This window comes from Mesobacillus sp. LC4 (assembly GCF_053543455.1).
Genome location: NZ_JBGCUB010000008.1, coordinates 130,294 through 149,654, shown reverse-complemented (window position 1 = coordinate 149,654; position 19,361 = coordinate 130,294). Strand labels below are relative to the sequence as shown.

The window sequence follows — 19,361 nt, the reverse complement described above, 5'->3', positions numbered from 1 at the left end:
AAAAGTTCTTTGACTTATAAGGGTTAATCAACAAGGCTGAAAGAATTTCCTTCGGTCTTAGCGAAACAAGGGGCTCCATATAGTTAAGTTTGAACGACTCTAACTGACACAAATAAACCAGGACGGCAAAAGAACCGATAAAAACACCATATATACCTAAGAAGGTTGCCATGATTAAGATTAAAAAACGAAGGACTGTGACAGTTCCTGTTAAAGACTGATTGACGAGTGTGTATGTGGCTACTGCGGTCAAAGCAATGATGACAATGATGGTCGGCGAAGCGAGGCCCGCCCTGATGGCTGCATCCCCAATGATCAGGCCGCCAACGATTGATATCGTTTGCCCTACTGCCATCGGCATCCTTATTCCTGCTTCCCTTAGCAATTCAAACAAGATAAGAATGAATAACGCCTCCAATGCGCCCGGGAAAGGCAATCCCTGTCTCGAGACCACAACAGTTGCCAGCAGCGGAAAGGGCAGCTGATCGACATTCACGCTCGCGATCGCAATCCAAAAACCCGGCAGGTAAATCGCAATGAGGATCCCTACTATTCGTAAAACCCTCTGGAACAAGACAAAGTAATAAGGGAAATGAAGATCCTCTGGCGACTTTGTTAATTCAGTGAAATTAGCCGGACCAATCAATACCATTGGTGAACCGTCCACAGCAACGATGAATCTGCCCCTAAGCATCGATTCAATCGCAAAATCCGGCCGGGTTATATAATCCATTAAAGGAAAGATAGATAGAGTCCGATCTGAAACCCATTGCTCCAGCTGCCCCGCACTCAATATACTTTCTGTTTCAATCTTGTTCAATCGTTCTCTAACTTCATTCAACGCTTCTTGATTCACCTTATCGGACAGATATAAAATCGATACTTTGGTTTTTGATATCGAGCCTATTGATAAGATTTCATTAAAAAGCTGCGGACTTTTGATTCTTTTTCTGATCAGGGAGATATTCGTGTTCAATTCCTCGGTAAAAGAATCCTTTGGTCCTTTGATCGATATTTCTGTTTTTGACTCCTCTGGTGTTCTTTTCGGTATATTCGCTATGTCGATTGCCCAAAAATGCTTTCTGCCATTCTGAAAAATAACAAGAAAACCAGAAAACACTTTGTCAAACAAGGCAGAAATCTCATCAATACTGATTACAGGCGGTAAATCCTTTTGTGTATCCACAGCCTTTCCCCTGGTGGTAAGAAAGGCAATGACACCGTTATAATACTCATTCAATTGATTTCCATCCACCATGCCTTCACAGTAAATGACTGCAACAGACTCACCCGTCTGCTTATAGCTCGTAACCTTTACATCCGCATAACTCTTAAATAATTCCTGGAGCCCTTTTTTATTCATTTCACCTGACAATAATGCTTCCTGTGCCACGTTGATTTTTTCAGAAAATGGCTGCTCAGACATTACTGTTCACCTTCTTTCTTACAGGTAAGAACCCAACGATGAGCAGAATGGCTGAAAGAGAAAGACCACATATGAACATCACTGGATAATAAAAACTGCCGACAATTTTTTGCAGTAATAAATCACTTAATGGCAAAATGGAAATCGATGAAAATATACCTCCGCTTGCTATTAGCAAATTCCTTTTTAGTTTCGCGGGTTTGATGTTGAATAACTCTATTAATAGAAATAAACTCAAAGAAACTTTAACGAATGACCCTGCTAAAAATTGAAAAACGGCTAAGAAGTCCATATGAGATACTTGTCTCCCCAATTGGACAAGCCTCCATTGTTCAAGCGCAGGAAACCGGAAATTAGCGGCAACATGTGGGCCGAATGAAGAAATTGAACCCGTTGTAGGACCTGCAACAAGCATTAACACAACAGACATCAGGATCAACCAATGTATGTACTTAAACGGCTTGTTGAACTTATCATGCACCAGGAACAGGATGAACAAATCCATACTCCCGCCCAACACAATCACAAAACCCTCGAGCACCGGGTGAAAACCATTCACGAACACAGGGAAAAGCATCGAATAGTCTTTTTTAAACATCGTAGAGAAGGCAACAAAATAACCAAATGCCCAAACAATTGGCAACAAGATGACCGATGTATAAAGAATCACTCTAAATCCTTTATAAGCAGCCCAGATGCACAGTGATGTGAAACACAAGATAACAATCCATGCAGGTGTATTAGGAAGGAAGTAAACCTTGATCATAAGAATGAAATCATATGATGAAAATGAGCCCGAAACAAGGAAATAGACAGCAAAGAAAAGCTTAAAACCCTTCCCCACTATAGTGCCAGCCCGATTTTGCAACCAGCTTAAAAAATCTTCGCCATTCATCTTCTTAAAAATAAAAATCATGAGAAATCCCCAAACCAGCAGGAATACATAGGCCAGGGCAATGCTGACCCAGGCATCCCGTTTTGCTACTCTCAATAAATGAGGAAGGATCATCACATGGTTTGATATTCCGGTAAATAAGATAATCAAAGCTGAGACTTGAAGCCGAGTGAATTTCATAGCAAACCCCATTTTATGACTAATAGACTTAATTTTTGCCATTTATAAGAAAATATGCAATCTGCGTGTCTGTTTCCATATAGAAGATAACTAAAAAAGCTTGGAGCATCTAAGTGCTCCAAGCCTTGCATGTGGGATATGTAAGTTACAGATGATGGTAGAATAGCTCTATCGTGACAACAGTCCCCTTACCTACTTCACTAGAAAAATCAATCTTGCCCTTATGGTCATTGATGATTTTTAAACTGCGCATCAAACCTAGACCTGTCCCTTTTTCTTTGGTGGAATAATACGGTTCACAAAGATGTTTTAAACGCTCAGGACTTATGCCTTTTCCATTATCAATGACCTTGATCATAACTTTCTCTTCCAGGGAATGCACTAGAATCTGAAGGTTCCCGTGGATATCCATCGCTTCAATCGAATTCTCAAAGAGATTTACAAATAGAAGCTTTAGATCAGGTTCATTGCAAAATAATAAAATCGACTCACTGCAGTCTGATTCTATGCTTATGTTTATTTGACGGTCGTCTATTTCCATTTTTAATCCATGAATAGCATCATGGATGATTTCTATTAGATTTGCCTCAGCCCATTTACCTTCATTAGTATTGGAGAGTTCTATGAATTCATTGGCAAACTTATTGAGTTGCTCTAACTCTGCTTTTATGACTGGAAGGTAATCAAACAACTGGCTGTTCCGATCTCCTTCTTCGAACAATTTCAAGAAACCCATTAAACTTGTAAGCGGATTTCGAATCTCATGAACGACCCCTGAAGCAATTTTGCCTATCAGCGCATGTTTTTGCGCTTGCTGCATAACTTCATCCATGTCCTTCTTTTTCGTAATATCCAAAAAGGTAGACAGGACGTATTCCACTTTTTTATAGCTTCCTGCTTCAAAAATAGGCCGAGTGTCTACCAAAATCCACCGCTTTTCCTTCTTTTCAGGATTGTAGATAAACATTTCAACGTTGCTGTAACCTTCCCCAGTCTGCAACGTTTTCATAGCCGGATGTTCCTCACCTGGGAATGCGTCACCTGCCGCGTTCTCTGCTTCCCACTCTTTACTCATTGAAGTCATTTTCTTAAGGGCATGCTCACTATAACCTAAAATTTCAGTTGAATTTTTGTTTACATAGATGATTTCACCAGAAGTATTTTGGACAATCACTCCACTTGTCAGTGCCTCATAAATCCTTTTATGGTGTTCTTCCAGGCTTTTTTTCTCAGTTATATCACGGGTAACACCAACAATCTCTCTTACGGTGTTGTCATGTAAAACAATCGGCGACAATACAGTATGAAAGCTGTAGGTCTTATCGGCACACCCTAATTCCCATTCAAATTCTGAAACCTCTCCGCCAAGAGTCTTCTTGACCTTCTGCTGCATGATGCAATCACTTAATAAATGGTCAATGGACTTCCCTTCAAAGGCTTCCTTCGTAAATCCGTTAGTTGCTAACCACTTTCCATATACACTGGTGATGGTGTAAGAGCGGTCAATTGTAAAAACGAGGTCATTCATCGAAGAGACAAGTGTTTGGTATTTTCCCCTGCTCTTATCAAGCTCTTTATAGGAAAGAACTTCATCGGTAACATCCACTCCAGTGGCTAAGACAAAATCAGTATTGCCATCAGCATCAGTCACCGTTTGAGTCTTCCACTTGATATGTCGTTTCTTTCCATTTTTCATCAACCAGGAATTTTGATATTCAAGTGGGATATTTCCCGACAGGTAATACTGCGCTATCCGACTCTTCTCCTCACTTTCAATAAAAATGTCCCAAAACTTCTGGTATTGCAATTCTTTAAGGCTGTAACCTGTCATCGTTTCAGTGTATTGATTGCAGCTATATATTCTGCCATCTTTATCAAGAGTCAAAACAAATGATTGGGTTGTATCCAAAATCATCCGCAAGTATCTGTTTTCTTCTCTTACTGCATCATTTTCACAGGAGGAGCTGGAATACTCTTTGAGCATGCAAAAAATCAACGGTTTACTAGCCTGGTTAATAAAGGATGCATTGACTTCTACCGTAAAGACTTGGCCAGTTTTATCACGAAGTTCCAAAATTGTGGATAAACGATCATTTTTGAATAACAGGGTTTTTAATGTTTTTAAAACCCTAGGAGATAAATGATTGAAGAGGGATATTCCTTTTTTTGTTAAAAATTCTTCTCTGGAATATTTAAACAAGGAACAAGCGGTTTCATTGGCTTCCAACACCCGAACCTCATTTGATGCTTCATGGTCTATTTCGAAAATTACAACAGGAAAGGTTAAATGATTAAAGATATTTTCAAAAAGTAATGAATCGTCTACTGCTGTTTCCATAAGTCACCTCCTGTTTAATATTGTAATAATTGCTACGTAAGCAGTCCATATACCAAAATAGAAATAGGTCAATTTTACCATCGCTAGATTTTTTTGTGTGTTATTTCAAATAGGACATTCGTTAAGCACGGCAAAGCATTTCTTATTTGAAACTTCTTGCTATAAACATAGACGCATCCTGATTCATGAAAATCTTTTTACCATGATAAAAAGTCTTAATCTCGATTGAATCAAAACCAACCTCTGATAATATATCCTTTAACCCTTCATGTGAAAATCCATTATGGACCTTCGGATGATCTATTTGATCATTTTTGTCAAAGTCCACAAGGATCAGTTCGCCACTCTCATTCAGAATGCTGAACAATTGCTGAAGTATTTTCTCCGTATCGGGAATATGCAGAAGAACCAGCGACATTAAGACGATGTCTGCTTTCAGTTGAGGAGTTTCCTTAGTAAAATCTGAATAAAGTACTTTCGCATTGCTAATTCCTCTGCGGGAGATCTTAGCTTCGGCAACATCCAGCATTTGTTTGGAAGAATCCACTAGCAAAATAGAGTCGACTAATTCCGATAACTGCAGGCTGACGAGACCAGTGCCGCTGCCATAATCGATTAACGATTTAGTTGTACTCTTTTGTAATTCCTGTTTCACTTCTTTTGCGATTACTTTTGCTAGTTCTATCCTATCCTCTGTATCATACCGGCTTGCCATTTGTTCGAATACGTTGTTTTCCATATTTGCTCCTTCTTAATACGTGTATTGTTGATAAAAGTAATTGTATCAAAGCACCATCTAAATCTTTATCTTCAAACCAAATGGTGTTATGACTTAAATTAATAGGTAATATGGTAATTTAATTCATAGAAAAACGCTTGGAATGGCTCCAAGCATTTAATCAGCAATACTATGGTGTTATCTCCTCCAAATAAAAAAGAAGACATACAGCATTCCTAACAGAAAATAATTGCTAATAAAAGAAGGTATAATGACTCTAAGGAACCATATATCAATCCCATTAGTGATTATTGAAAGAAATGTAGAAAAGCTAAGATATATTAATATGTAAACAGCAAACGCCTTTTTTCCGATTCCATTTTTATTCTTGATCCGTTCACCTATATAGAGTGGTAAGTAAAAAAATTGATTAATTTGATTCTGCATCTTTTTCTCCGATTTATCAGTAATTTTTATATATTGCTAACAATGAATAACCAATTTGACCAAGTTTCTAACAAATCCTAATTAGCAATCCTTATTCCCTCAGTTTCACATCGCAATTTATAAAAGAACTGTACAATTTTTTTCTCATTAAGAACTGACTCTTTCATTTTAACTAAAGTCCTTTTCCCTACACGTCTATCTATCAGGGCAATTATTTTTATCAGCATGTTATTGGATTTCAGTGATTCATGAATAGGCTGTTGAAAGTATTGCTCGACAGAATCAAAAAAGTCATATTGAGCAAAAATTCCTTCGTCCAAAACCCAGTCGTGTGCTTCTTCCCATATATCTAAATTTCGGCTCCAATCCGTATAAGGAATCTGTTTTTCTCTTTTTATTTCATATTCTCTTGAAATTAAAGCCATCTCTGAGGTAATTGTACACATATTGAGTACTTCCTTTTTATCAACGGTAATAAAAGCTCTCCCCAATTGATCATGAGCCCTTCTGTAGTTGGTTACCGTAAACTGAACTCTATCTTTTAAAGAATCACATTTAAAACTATCTAACTTCTTCTTTACCTTGCTCCATTGTTGATTCCCCAAAATTTCACCCTCTCTAATAACTGTAATAACCAAACCTAATTTTAACATATATATCCAATCACACTATAATAAACTCTCAACAACTCCCTATTTTTCATAACGATTGCATTTGATTCGCCCCCTAAACCTTTTACCCGACTAAAACTCTTCAATGACAAAAAAGAAACAGTCCAATGCATTTGCAAATTGGACTGCTAGCTAGAGTATTAATTAAGATTTTGTACTCGAAAACAGAATCATTACCAGGTTGTATAATGTTCCTAATTCCCAATGATTATTTCACCTTCACCCGCCGGTATCTCAAAACCATTAAGGCAACAATTTAGTAGATCATCAGTGACGGAAAACGCATTATCGTCCAGGAGTTTGTTCCGAACCTTTAAACGTTCTTTCCCAAAAATCACTGTTCAACTCCATTTTGAAAAGATTCCGCTTCAATCAACCCTTCTCTCAACCCTTTTCGCAAAAACGGACTAGGTTCTCCTACACAGTAAAGCTGTAAATAATGCATCGCTCGTGTGCAGGCGGTATAAAACACTCTGAGCAGACTTTCATCAGCGTACACATTCTCCGAGCCATCATAAATAATCACGGCATCGAATTCGATTCCTTTAGACAAATAGGACGGGATCACCACTACTCCTTGTTCGTATTCAAGCGATCCGCTCTTAAGGAGGTTGATTCCTTCAATGCCTGAAAGGGCTTTGTATGCACTCAAACTTTCCCCAGCCGATTTACAGATGATCGCAATACTATGGAAACCTAAGCTCCGCAATTCTTCAACTTTGTCAGCAATCCTTCGATGCAGTTCATCGTGATTCCTCACCTGAGTCAGCACAGGTCGCTCACCGTCCCGTTCAAAAGGGATGATTCCTTCCCCGTTCGGCACGAGTGAACGTGTAAATTCAATGATCGGTTTTGTGGATCTGTAACTCCGTGACATGTTGATCACTTCTGTTTTATCCTGCCCATATAGGCTGGTGAGTGTGTGAAAATCAACCATTTCACTGGCATGCGCGAAGATTGCCTGGTTAAAATCGCCGAGCACGGTCATTTTCGCGGCTGGAAATAATCGCTTCAAAAACTCAAATTGAAAAGGCGAATAATCCTGTGCCTCATCCACCACGATGTGTTTAATCGAACTATTGATCTGAAAACCCAGTATCAGCTCTTTTAAAAGCAGAAACGGAGTGGCATCCTCATAATAAAGCTTCCCATCCTCGAGCATCTTTACAGTGTCTAAACAAATTTCCTGCCATTCCTCTGGTACTCGCTCTAATTGATTGCTACCGGTAAAAAGCTGCTTGTAGATTCCCTTGATGTTAATGAAGCGATAAGCTTTGATCATTTTACGCAAAGGATTAAACTTCCGTCTAACAATCAGGCGGGCCAATGCATCAGCCTCGATTTCATAATCATGTATCGATTCTCCTGTGAATCCCCTTTTTTTCGCAAGATAGGCATGTGCTTTATGGTACTCCTCATCACTAAGCAGTTCGATTTCTTCTTGGACCCATGCTTGATCTCGTTCAACCTTCTCAGCCTCATCCATTTCCTTTAAAAGCCAATCCCTTAATTTTTCAAGACGGCCATGAAAACGGAACGAAGGATCGCTGCTGTAAAAACGATTTTCAATTTGCTGTGAAGTGACAATAGCCTCTCCTCTAAAACGAATATTCTTAAAGACCATGCCAGACGCTTCGAGTGACTTCCTGTAGGATTGTATCGCTTCAAAAAATGGAATGGATGCTTTGAATTGGATGCCTGCTACCCTGGCTTTATACGACTCATCATCCTTAGCTGTTAAAACATACTCCAGTTGTTCATATGGATTCTCAACGTCAAAGTCTTTGCCTAGCCGATGATCCAGATATTCCTGGAAGGTTGCCTGCTGCATATTCTCCTCACCTAGTTCCGGCAAGACATTCGATACATAGCTGCTGAACATTGTATTCGGAGAGAAAAGGATAATTTGATCTGCATTCAGTTGGTCCCTGTATTTATAGAGCAAATAGGCAATTCGCTGCATGGCAGCCGATGTCTTTCCACTTCCAGCTGCACCATGAACAATTAGCAGCCTGCCGGTGTCATGGCGGATGATCCGATTCTGCTCCTGCTGGATCGTCGCAACGATATTATGCATATGTTTATCCGTGCCTTTGCCAAGCACCTGCTGCAAGATTTCGTCCCCAATCGTCAGGCTCGTATCGAACATCGACTGTAAAACGCCGCCGCGGATGAGATATTGCCACTTTTTCTCGAGATGGCCATCGATAGTCCCTTCCGGGGTTTGATATTTCGCCGGTCCAGGCTGGTAATCGTAATAAACACTTGAGATCGGAGCCCTCCAGTCATAGATCAAGAAATTTTCACGCTCAGCATCGGTAAGCGAGGAAACCCCAATATAGATTTGTTCCGGAGCGGAAGAACCATCTTCCGTAAAATCAATCCGGCCAAAATAAGGGATCTCCTTCATGCGGCGTAGCGTGGCCAAACGCTTGGAAGAGTGTCTATGTGTACTTTGGCTTACCGACAAAGCTTGCGTTTCTTGCCTCAAGCCAATGATCGTTTCAAGAAAATCATCAAAAGTGTCCGTATTAACCTTCACCTCATCCCAAAAATGTTTCCGGATGTGGACGACTTCATTTTTACGCCTTGAAGTTTCTTCTTCCACTCTGAGGAGTTCGTCCGTAATGGCCTCCATCACACTGTCCAACCGCTTTTGCTCACCCTGAAGATTCAAACTCATAGCAACACCCCTAAATTTTTTTGATAAAAGAGTTGACTACCGATTGTATTGCATTGTATAATTAAAATAAGGATAATTATATTTTAATTTAATCAAACAATGCATATCTATATAAAGTTACCATAGGTTTCTATTCTTTTCAATATGAAAAAGAGCAGTATTTTTCGTTTCATACGAAAATACTGCTCTTTTTTTGATTATCTTTCTTCTTCTCTAACAATCTTTTCTCCAAAAGCTTAATGATCATTTCATTCTGTTTGGTGCTCTTATGTAGTAAATCCTTCGCAATGATCGGTAAAAAAAAACAGAATGAATACCCCCACCACAAAACCAAACAGCAATAAGAATTATTGCAAAAGTCTCTAACCCCTTATCCTAATCCGATATACTCACATTAGTTTTCGTATTTGGAAATGTTCCCGGTCTCTGACCATGAGGAGACTACCGGGCACATAAAAGGCTGATATGTTCCCCTTTTCTGACTATGAGCAAAAAACCGGGAACATATAAGCCGGATATGTCCCCCGTTTCAGTCCAAGAAAGTAAACCCGGTAAATATCACCTCCGAATTGATTCCTTCCACCACATTCCTCAAACCATTATTCAGCTCTCTTAACCATTCTCCAAATGAAACTTGCGATCAACAATACCACTCCAATAGAAGTTCCAATAACCTGATCCATTAATACTTCACCCGTTTGGGAATAGACAATGACCAAAGTGCCTCCAAAGATTAAGATAATCAGCGCTGCCAATCGCATAAGGTAGGTCGCATTAACTTTCAACCATATCCCCTCCTATCAATCTAAAAATCAACGAATCTTTTCCACTACATTTTCGATTACCGTGCTGACATCCGCATCCCCATGATAACGCACATACATGACTGCATCACCATGAGCAGCAAATACCTCTTTCATCCCCTCTTCAGCATGCACAATCAATAAATCCAAATCAGTGTGTATCTTTTCAACATAATTATCCAGGCTGTTATCATAACGATATCGTTCCACTAAATCGGAAACCAGGTTTTCCGCCATCCCAGGAAACCTGAGCTGGTAATATTCTGTATGGATGGCTGGTGAATATTCTCCGCTGAGATCTTCCCACAGCTTCCCGGGAACCACACCGCTTTCATCTGATTCATATTGAACGGGTGCTAAAGGACTCCATTCAGAAGAAAGTCGATTGCCCCAATCCACATTGTCACTCATATATTCGGCTTCTGCCCTTATCATGTCAGGGTCATTTTCTACATCTGCCAACCTGACAATCGGCAGGTCCACGCTTCCTTCTGGTAAGGTATTTGTCTCCATTTTCGCAAGCTGCGCAAACGGAATGATGGCACTCAGTCCCACCACCACTGTAAAAAGAAAAGCAGCTGCCGTATGGATTCGGTGATGTTTTTTCCATGAAGCATGATGGTCGATCGGTTTCCCTTCGACTAGTCTTTTGCGCACATCCCGGATCGATAAAGCGGCACGTAATGAATGATAGGCAGTATACGCAATGAAAATCGTTAATAGCGTCTGCGTTATCATCGAGCCATCTACCATGACGTATGTTGGCGTACCATCAAGGAACCAAATGGATGCCATCATCCCGAACATCAATACCATGCCAATAATAGCACTACCCGCATTCCACGCCAGCTTTTTATCCAATTCCCTTAGGGTATAAGCCTGTTCAGCTGGATCGGTATGAAGTTCCGGTGCATCCTCCTCGGCCGGTGATGAAAATACGTGGAACTGACCATAACTGGTCACATAATCCCATCCACTTTCACAATACATCTCAATTTGCTCACCAGGAATCCTTTTCATCGTGGATACATCAATTCTGTACTTCATATCCCGCGGTTCGCCCTGTTCGAACCTGGCAAAATGGATGCCCATCTTTTTCAAATAAAGTCCCCTGGCCGCCATATCAGTAAACCAGCTTTCATGCTCTCCTATCCGCCAAAAATCACTGGGGCGAAGCTTATAGACCCATCTATTCATTTCGAGCATCCTCCTCTAAAATCCAGCTGTCTTGGATCAGTGCTTTCAGCCGGTCATACTCTACCTGTAGAGCTTGTTTTCCTTCCAGCGTGATTTCATAAGTCTTCCTTCTGCCATCATTTTCGGCTAATGAAATTAAGCCATCCTTTTGCATCCGTGAAAGGACTCCGTAAAGCGTACCGGGACCCATATTCAGCCGGCCGTTCGAGACCTCTGTAATCGCATGCATAAGCTGGTATCCATGATTCGGCCGCATCAACGCAAGAAGCACATAGTACATCGCTTCCGTCATCGGTCCACCAGAATACGCCATCCAAAACACCCCTTCAATCCTAAATGTATTATTATGTCTCTCGTTATTATGTATGACGATATATCGTGTAACATAATATTATAACAAAACTTTCCTGCTGTATAGAAAAATGAGCAAGGAAAAAGAACCCACGCTAAAGACCTATCGAGATTTTTGCTGGATCCACCTCAAATAAACGCCTAGAAGTTTCTCTCGCAATAACTGGGTATTTATGTTAGTGTGTAGAGAGCATTCAGAATCTTCAAAAATCCTCATGAGATTTAATACTTATTCTTCACCTCTTCATCCAATTGCTGATTTTCCATTTTCACCTGATAAACAATTTCATTGCTACAATCTGTAAAAGGAACCCGAGGTACAAGAATTTCCATGCGAGGAGATGGTACACCATGTCAAAAGAAGAGTTTGAATTCATAGGGAAGAAAATCTACGATCACCGACATGAGCTTGCTAGATTATTCGGTGAAAATATTCCCAAATATACTTCAGAGCACTTTGAAAAATTTAAAATGCCGGAGTCAGAATATATGGAGTATAGATCTCAATTAATAGGTTATTTTGGGAAAGCATTATATAAAAATCAAGAAGAAGCATATCGATCTGTAGCTAAATGGGCAAGAGAAGTTGCGAACCAAACCGTTCGATATGGCGTATCTTTAACGGTAACTTTAAGGATCATTTCACTTTTCCGCCTGGTCATTTGGGAAATATTCACCGAGGAATTAGAGCAGAATCGAATTTCCTGCAACACGATGGTCAAAATAACGGATATATTCGACAAACTGATTGATTCGATCTTTAGAATTACTGGAGAGGTTCACGAGAAACATAACATTGAGCGTGTAAAATCAGCATTTACAGAATTAAAAGAACTGTCTGCTCCTGTTGTTCCTATTTCTTCTGGAATTGCCGTCTTGCCAGTGATCGGCTCCATCGATAACGATCGGGCAAAAATGATCATGCAGGTTTCCGTTAATGAATCGATCAGGCTGAAACTGAAATATTTTATCATTGACCTTTCAGGAGTTTCAATGATAGACAGTGTCGTCGCCAATTCTCTCTTCCAAATTGTGAATACATTAAAACTAATAGGTGTAGAAATCATTATTACAGGGATCCGGCCTGCAATTGCACAAACCATTACCCGTATAGGATTGGATTTTAATATAACAAAAATCAGCAGTTCATTAGAAAAAGCTTTATCAGACCTAGGCTTCAAGCAAGTGAGCACTTTTTAAAATAAAAAAAAATGGATGAATTTCTTATTTCTTTACCCCAGTTATTCACAGAGTGAGAACAAACCCTTGTCGAGACTTCCCTATTAAATCGAAAGGAGCATATTCTGAAAAACGATCAGAATATGCTCCACTTCTGTTACATATCAATTCCTCGCAACTAACTACGTTTACTCCAAACCGTAATTTTTCAAAAAAAAGCTGCTGTAATTGATTTACGAAACATTGCTTCTCAGTAACTGTTCAAACGGCTTATTAATAATGTTTTTTCCATGAAAGGAAATAGGCAGTGGATTGGACAAGCGGAAACATCATGATGATAATGACTGGATAATAAGGAACGGTTTCTGAGATGAATGGATAGATTAGCATAAGCGCCGTAAGGATCGGGAATGTGTACCACATCGTGACATAGGAAGTTCTGCAAGCTTTTGCCGTAATCTCTTGTTCTCTCTCGTCACTTTCCTCAAACTCAGGCGGCAGAAAGAAAGCCTTGGCAATGGATTTGTTTTTCTTTTTGCTCTTCATAAACAAAATGGCTGACAAAATTCCACCGATCACTAAGGCGGCAAATATAGGAGTCGCATTGATCGTCACTTCCCAGGGTGGCTCTGGATTCTTCAACACTTCTGCAAAATCCATCTGCGCATAATAAAAAGCAACCATCCCCCATCCAAACAAAACAAATATTCCGACTGACATTAGAAATTTTTGATTCATTTCCCCTCATCCTCCATAAAAAAGATCTCTTCAATTGGCAGCTGAAACACACGGCCAATTTTCATTGCCAGTAACAAGGACGGTATATAGCTCCCCTTCTCTAGAGCAACAATCGTCTGTCTTGTCACGTCAACCCTCTCAGCCAAATCGTTCTGCGTATAACGATGCTTCGCTCTCAATTCTTTAACACGATTGGTAAGTCCCATTAGCCTCAAACACCATACCTTTCACAATAAAAAATGCATACTCGACTTTACATTTTGTAAAGCCAACCATACATTTCAAGCTAAAAAAAAGCCCAACTTCTATATCCTCCAATTTATCTGATAATCCAATTGTATACTGTACTTTACATTTTGTAAAGCCTACTTTACAAATAAAAGGGATTGACCACTCCCCCGCTGATTTATTAGCGGAGAATTTCCGGCTATTGTAGGTGGAGGTGCTTTTTAAGCCGAAATAAGCGGACTTATTCCGGTTAACTCGTTTAAATAAGCTAAAATACAAGGTTTTCGATGAAATAACCGGAAAAACTTCCCTTATTTTTATGAAAATAAGCGACTTGTAAGATTTAATCGGAATTTCTCCGTTTATTTTCAAACACTGTGGAATCTTACAGCAGCTAAAAAAATAAAGAGCACGTCCTGATGGAATCATCAAAACATGCTCTCAAACTTTCCAGTATCCATTACATATCTAAGTCCGTGAAGGCATATGGCAGTAATTCTTTCAATGCCAATTCCCGGATCTCTTTTTTGTCATTCGTCAGGTACACCGGCATGTCTGGTGAAAAGAATTCGGCCATCACCTGCCTGCAGATGCTGCAAGGCGGCAGGAAGTCAGCTGTATCGCCAGAAACGGCGATCGCCGCGAAGTCACCCTTTTTGTAACCGTTCGCCACTGCTGTAAAAATAGCCGTTCTCTCAGCGCAATTTGTCGCACCGAATGATACATTCTCAACGTTCACTCCGTTGTAAACGGTACCATCTTTCAGCAGCAAAGCTGCCCCAACAGGAAATTTGGAATAAGGCGCATACGCATTCTTTTTCGTCTGACGCGCACTTTCCACTAATTGTTCTTTATTCATTTCATCATTCCCTTTCCCATAAGAATGAACTTTTCACAGTCCCCTTTACGCCAACGAAAAGTTGGCAGGACTTCTAATATAATATCTTTGCTGATTTATTGTCAATGAAAATTCGGTGAATTAATTGATTCTTGAAAACAAAAAGCTTAAGGCAAAAAGGAACGGTTTCTTTTTCCAGTCAAAACATTTTTATAAGAACTAGAATAGGGAAAGAAATATCATATAACAGTACCGTTGCGTTTTTTTACTATTACTTCATCTTTAATGATAGCGCCCTTTTGTACTACTGATTAAGTTGATAGCATAGTTGAACTACCCCAGAGGAAAACCTTTTTGTTTCAACTAAATTTAGATTCACTCTTTGCTTAATGTCAATAAAAAGGGGTTTTCCTTCACCTAAAATAATTGGGTGAACAGATAATCTAATTTCATCTACAAGTCCTAAGTTTATAAACGTTGTTATAAGACTCGATCCACCATAAAGCCAAATATCTTTACCAGGCATATTCTTTAATTTGGTTATTTCATTCTCAATATTTTCACTAATAAATGTCACGTTATTTTCTGACCTATTTTGAGTTCTTGAAAAAACATATTTCTCTTTACTATGGACCAATTCCCAAATTTCATTTTCTGTATCAGAAACGTCAGAATCAGGTTTATACTTACCCCATAAATCATAACTTTTTCTACCATATAGAATAGCATCTATTTGTTGTAAGAAGTTCTTGAAGTCCATATCCGGATCCATAATGCACCAGTCCACTTCCCCTTCAGGACCTTCGATAAATCCATCTAAAGTAACTGCTAAATCTAAAAGTATCCTTCTTGGTCTGTCGGAATTGACCATATATTTATCCTCCTTTAGTTCGAATAACATCGGAGACGTTATCTTGTTGCACTATTGTCCTTCGTTCTCAAGACCTATTATACAAATTCAATTTCCCCCGCAAAACACGTAACTGCTTCATCAATTGCTCATACTCTTCGTACTCAATATTACAAAGCTTCAATTCTGAGGCAATCTTCTGAACGATTTCTTCCTTTTGTTCAATCGCTTTTGAGAGAAGGGTGATGGAAACCTTCCGTTCATCCTCAGTCGTACGCTCCCTTTTCACCCATCCATTGGCTTCCATCCGTTTGATCATCGGAGTTAAAGTGCCTGTGCCGAGATTTAACCTTCCGCCGAGCTCCTTAAGTGTAAGCCCATCTTTCTCCCAAAGAGCCAATAAGGCTAAATATTGCGGATAGGTAAGCCCGAATGAATCCAGCGCTTTTGTATAAAGTTTGGTGAACTGGCTTCCCGCGTCATAGACCGCAAAGCACAACTGATTTTCCAATGTTAAAAAATCATTCAAGTGACTCATCCTTCACAATGCTTAGAGTAATTTTTCAAGGTCGTTCTTGATTTTTTCTGGCTCAGTAGTTGGTGCATAACGTTTTACCACCTGGCCATTTCGGTCAACAAGGAACTTTGTGAAATTCCATTTGATATCCTTCGTCAGCAATCCGCCCTTTTGTTCTTTTAAAAAAGCAAAAAGCGGATCAGCATTCGCGCCATTCACATCGATCTTCGCGAACATTGGAAATGACACACCATAGTTCAACTGGCAAAACTCAGTTGTTTCCTCGATGTTATCAAACTCCTGGTCATTGAACTGGCCGCATGGGAAACCTAAAATCTCCAAACCTTGCTCCTGGTATTCGTCATACACTTCCTGAAGACCTTTAAACTGAGGCGTCAAGCCACATTTACTAGCAGTATTGACAATCAACATTGGTTTTCCTTCATAATTTCTTAAACTTTGTTCCTGTCCATTTGGCTTTTTTACCGTAAAATCATAAACAGTTTTCATTTATAGTCACTCCTCCGGGAAAATTAAATCGTGTACGATTAAATCGTATCAGATATATAGATTTTCTGCAAAGCTTAAAACCCACGTAAAAAAACACAGGGTTGCCCCTGTGCCAGTGAGAAATATATTAAGTGCTTCTATGGAATTATTGATCACTCGGCCGTGCAGCTTCCTTGGAAACATCCACCTTCCAGGTAATGATCGTCGTACTGTCCCTGACATGGTGATTCTTGATATTCTCCAACATTGAAGTGACCACTCTTTCATCCTCTTCAGGATCAGCAAAGGAATGATAAATGCTGGCAGGGTTTGCGTAGGGTTCATTTGGGCATTCAATCAACCCATCTGTCGTGAGAAAAAGACGATTTTTTCCTGTCCTGAGCTCCCTTATGCCGACGCTATAACAAGGAACGTCCAATTCAAACGTATTGACTTCACCGATCCATTCATAAAATTGTCTTTGGTTCAACTGATACTGGCACAGCGCAGCGAGTTCCTGATGGAATAAATAGAGCACACAGTCTCCCACCGAGAACCACCATACATACTGATCCTTGCGGCTGACAATTAAACAAGCCGTCTCTCCTGTAACATTTCGGCAAGCTGACAGGAATTCTTCTGATAAAAATAAGCTTAATACCTTTTTTTCAATCTTTTTAAAAGTCTGATGTTCCGCCGGTAAAGACAAAAGATGTTTTACTTCAGTCTCCGCATTTTCGAAAAGCTTAATAATCAACTCTGCACTTTCTGCAGTATGATGGGCATCCAGAAGAATCGCAAACTCCCAGTCTTGCTGCTCATTGAACCACACCAGACATCCATCTTCATTTTTATACTGGCCAGCACTTGAATTGCCTCCATAACGCCCAACCACGATGTTGCCAAGCTGAAAAACGTTTGGCGTGTCAACAAAGTGTTCCTGGCTCCCTACCCAACTAAACTCTTCGCCCTGCTTAGCCATTGGGATGATTCTCTAAATAGGTCTTGATGCGAGCACAAAGAGCAATCACATCATCATTGTCACCCATGGGCGCACCATCCCAATCATACACAGCATTCGGACCCCAATGTTCCTTAGGAGTGCCTGGATAGCGAGGAACCAGGTGCATATGAAGATGTGGCACCGCATCCCCTGCCACAAAAGAATAGATATGTTCAGCACCCTCGCTTTCCATGAGAGCCTTACTCACTTTAGCCATCATCATGCCGAATACTTTCGCTTCCTCCATATTCATCTCTCCAAGTGTCGGAACATGCCTTTTTAAATCAATCATAATATGACCTAAATAGTTCGGGTTCCCATTCCGATCAATATGACCAACATAGACAAAATCGTCCTCGTAAATTTTTACACCAGAAGTCTGGATCGTGCCACTATGCTTATTGCAGATAAAACAATCGTTCACAGAAACCCCACCCTTTTTGCTTTTTAAAAGTATAATACAATTATAGAAATATTGGTATAATTTTCTAAAAGGTTTTAACGATGTAAGGAGGCGAAAAACAACATGAACTTCAATACGACAATAGAAGAACTTAATATGGATAACTATAAAACTACCATCGAGAGAGTTGCAGTCAGAGCGGTTATTAGGAAGAATAACCATATTCTACTGGTTCAATCGAATAGAGGAGATTTCAAATTTCCCGGTGGCGGAGTTGAAAAGAACGAAAACCATGAGGAGTGTTTAAAACGTGAGGTTCGAGAAGAAACTGGCTACATCCATTGCGTTGTCACGGACAAGATTGGCACAATCATCGAACGGAAAAAAGATGTTTTCGAACAGGATGCATTATTTCGAATGACATCACACTACTACCTTTGTGATCTCGTAACAGAAGCAAAAGATGAGCTGCAATTAGATGAATACGAGGCCATACTGGATTTTACGCCCAAATGGGTTACACTCGAAGAAGCCATCACGCAAAATGAAGGTCTAATAGATAAATTTGAACAAAATAGCTGGTTGAAGCGGGAAACCTTTGTATTAAAACAATTGAACGAGATGCAGTCATTTTATTGATAAACTAAAAAGATACCCGTATAAGCCATTTGCTTTTACAGGTATCAATAACAACCAAATAAGCACTTAGGATTGGTCGGGTCTTCAATTAATAGTCATACCCAGATCTAAGTAGGAAAAAATAATAGTTTACACCCTCTACTAGGTAGGTCAGTATGATGAACAGTGAGAAATACAAGCTTCAAGTTGAAGTTCTTTTTTTCCAGAATCCAATTTTATGATTGTCAAGCTTGTACCATGTATAAATGGTGGCTCCCATAGGTGTTTTAATGAAGAATTTCTGCACAGTAAGTATAAATTCTTCATCACAACGCCATGTGTCACAATGAGGACATTGCCATCTCTCACGTTTTTCTCCAGGTCCTCCAAAAACTCCACTAGTCTTTGCTGGACCTGTAAAAATGATTCCCCTCCAACGCTTTTATATTCTTCAGGTTCGTTCCAGTATGCCTCGAATTCTTCTGGATAGAGAGATTTTATTTCGTTCTCGGTTTTTCCTTGCCACGACCCTAAATGGATTTCCATGAGCCTTTCATCGGTGAACAAGGGAATCATCCTTTCCCCTTTCACTAGCCTGGCTGTTTCCAGTGTCCTTCCGCTGGGAGAAGATAGAATCTGTCGGAACTCTGTATCCTTAAGCCTGGCTCCCAGTGAGCGGGCATCTGCTTTTCCTTTATCCGTAAGGGACGAATCCAGACGGCCCTGGCTTCTTTTTTCTTTATTCCATTCTGTTTCACCATGTCTGATTACATATAAATGAAGCATGTT

At 39.8% G+C, this 19,361-nt stretch carries 20 protein-coding genes; 2 read left to right on the top strand and 18 right to left on the bottom strand.

The genetic code is table 11. From position 1 onward, the window contains the following. The 9 genes from AB5I83_RS20530 to AB5I83_RS20490 all read right to left on the bottom strand — a co-directional run. Positions 1-1,426 (bottom strand): spore germination protein (locus AB5I83_RS20530; RefSeq protein ID WP_448978120.1); only part of this gene is annotated, 1,426 nt, incomplete at its 3' end. Beyond that, the gene (locus tag AB5I83_RS20525) at positions 1,419-2,501 is read right to left on the bottom strand and encodes a GerAB/ArcD/ProY family transporter (protein WP_448978118.1); all 1,083 of its coding nucleotides are present in this window, start codon (positions 2,499-2,501) and stop codon (positions 1,419-1,421) included. The genes AB5I83_RS20530 and AB5I83_RS20525, both read right to left, overlap by 8 nt. Before the next feature lie 145 nt (positions 2,502-2,646). Beyond that, positions 2,647-4,839: a PAS domain S-box protein gene (locus AB5I83_RS20520; RefSeq protein ID WP_448978117.1), complete on the bottom strand. Its 2,193-nt coding sequence runs from the start codon at positions 4,837-4,839 to the stop codon at positions 2,647-2,649. A 142-nt stretch (positions 4,840-4,981) separates the two neighbouring features. Continuing rightward, positions 4,982-5,578, bottom strand: coding sequence for a class I SAM-dependent methyltransferase (locus AB5I83_RS20515; RefSeq protein ID WP_448978115.1), 597 nt, complete (start codon positions 5,576-5,578; stop codon positions 4,982-4,984). 503 nt (positions 5,579-6,081) lie between these two features. Further along, positions 6,082-6,612 (bottom strand): SF0329 family protein, encoded by a 531-nt coding sequence (locus AB5I83_RS20510; RefSeq protein ID WP_448978135.1) that lies wholly within the window; start codon positions 6,610-6,612, stop codon positions 6,082-6,084. Between the two features lie 397 nt (positions 6,613-7,009). Next, positions 7,010-9,358: an RNA polymerase recycling motor HelD gene (gene helD, locus AB5I83_RS20505; protein ID WP_448978113.1), complete on the bottom strand. Its 2,349-nt coding sequence runs from the start codon at positions 9,356-9,358 to the stop codon at positions 7,010-7,012. A gap of 599 nt (positions 9,359-9,957) precedes the next feature. Then, positions 9,958-10,143: a hypothetical protein gene (locus AB5I83_RS20500; protein ID WP_448978111.1), complete on the bottom strand. Its 186-nt coding sequence runs from the start codon at positions 10,141-10,143 to the stop codon at positions 9,958-9,960. A 27-nt stretch (positions 10,144-10,170) separates the two neighbouring features. Beyond that, on the bottom strand, positions 10,171-11,358 hold the full coding sequence (locus tag AB5I83_RS20495; protein ID WP_448978109.1) for a DUF2812 domain-containing protein: 1,188 nt from the start codon (positions 11,356-11,358) through the stop codon (positions 10,171-10,173). Beyond that, positions 11,351-11,671, bottom strand: coding sequence for a PadR family transcriptional regulator (locus AB5I83_RS20490; protein WP_167830575.1), 321 nt, complete (start codon positions 11,669-11,671; stop codon positions 11,351-11,353). The genes AB5I83_RS20495 and AB5I83_RS20490 overlap by 8 nt, the downstream gene beginning before the upstream one ends. A gap of 389 nt (positions 11,672-12,060) precedes the next feature. Here AB5I83_RS20490 and AB5I83_RS20485 point away from each other — a divergent pair, with 389 nt between their 5' ends. After that, positions 12,061-12,909 (top strand): STAS domain-containing protein, encoded by an 849-nt coding sequence (locus tag AB5I83_RS20485; RefSeq protein ID WP_448978107.1) that lies wholly within the window; start codon positions 12,061-12,063, stop codon positions 12,907-12,909. 252 nt (positions 12,910-13,161) lie between these two features. On the opposite strand, the gene AB5I83_RS20480 is transcribed toward AB5I83_RS20485, so the two are convergent. The 8 genes from AB5I83_RS20480 to AB5I83_RS20445 form a co-directional block, all read right to left on the bottom strand. Then, the gene (locus tag AB5I83_RS20480) at positions 13,162-13,626 is read right to left on the bottom strand and encodes a hypothetical protein (RefSeq protein WP_448978105.1); all 465 of its coding nucleotides are present in this window, start codon (positions 13,624-13,626) and stop codon (positions 13,162-13,164) included. Then, on the bottom strand, positions 13,623-13,832 hold the full coding sequence (locus AB5I83_RS20475; protein ID WP_448978103.1) for a helix-turn-helix transcriptional regulator: 210 nt from the start codon (positions 13,830-13,832) through the stop codon (positions 13,623-13,625). The genes AB5I83_RS20480 and AB5I83_RS20475 overlap by 4 nt, the downstream gene beginning before the upstream one ends. 482 nt (positions 13,833-14,314) lie before the next feature. Beyond that, complete coding sequence (locus AB5I83_RS20470; RefSeq protein ID WP_167830571.1) at positions 14,315-14,713, bottom strand: cytidine deaminase; 399 nt, start codon at positions 14,711-14,713, stop codon at positions 14,315-14,317. Positions 14,714-14,996: 283 nt separating this feature from the next. Continuing rightward, positions 14,997-15,563 (bottom strand): dihydrofolate reductase family protein, encoded by a 567-nt coding sequence (locus AB5I83_RS20465; RefSeq protein WP_448978101.1) that lies wholly within the window; start codon positions 15,561-15,563, stop codon positions 14,997-14,999. 67 nt (positions 15,564-15,630) lie between these two features. Further along, positions 15,631-16,071, bottom strand: a complete 441-nt coding sequence (locus AB5I83_RS20460; RefSeq protein ID WP_448978099.1) for a MarR family winged helix-turn-helix transcriptional regulator — start codon at positions 16,069-16,071, stop codon at positions 15,631-15,633. A gap of 21 nt (positions 16,072-16,092) precedes the next feature. Continuing rightward, positions 16,093-16,569, bottom strand: coding sequence for a glutathione peroxidase (locus AB5I83_RS20455; RefSeq protein WP_448978097.1), 477 nt, complete (start codon positions 16,567-16,569; stop codon positions 16,093-16,095). Between the two features lie 145 nt (positions 16,570-16,714). Continuing rightward, positions 16,715-17,530 carry a protein phosphatase 2C domain-containing protein gene (locus tag AB5I83_RS20450; protein WP_448978095.1) on the bottom strand — a complete coding sequence of 272 codons (816 nt, stop codon included), beginning with the start codon at positions 17,528-17,530 and terminating at the stop codon, positions 16,715-16,717. Next, positions 17,523-17,975, bottom strand: a complete 453-nt coding sequence (locus AB5I83_RS20445) for an HIT family protein (protein ID WP_448978093.1) — start codon at positions 17,973-17,975, stop codon at positions 17,523-17,525. The genes AB5I83_RS20450 and AB5I83_RS20445 overlap by 8 nt, the downstream gene beginning before the upstream one ends. A 102-nt stretch (positions 17,976-18,077) precedes the next feature. Here AB5I83_RS20445 and AB5I83_RS20440 point away from each other — a divergent pair, with 102 nt between their 5' ends. Then, the gene (locus AB5I83_RS20440) at positions 18,078-18,593 is read left to right on the top strand and encodes an NUDIX hydrolase (protein ID WP_448978091.1); all 516 of its coding nucleotides are present in this window, start codon (positions 18,078-18,080) and stop codon (positions 18,591-18,593) included. A 150-nt stretch (positions 18,594-18,743) separates the two neighbouring features. On the opposite strand, the gene AB5I83_RS20435 is transcribed toward AB5I83_RS20440, so the two are convergent. After that, complete coding sequence (locus AB5I83_RS20435; RefSeq protein WP_448978089.1) at positions 18,744-19,358, bottom strand: histidine phosphatase family protein; 615 nt, start codon at positions 19,356-19,358, stop codon at positions 18,744-18,746. Positions 19,359-19,361: the final 3 nt, after the last annotated feature.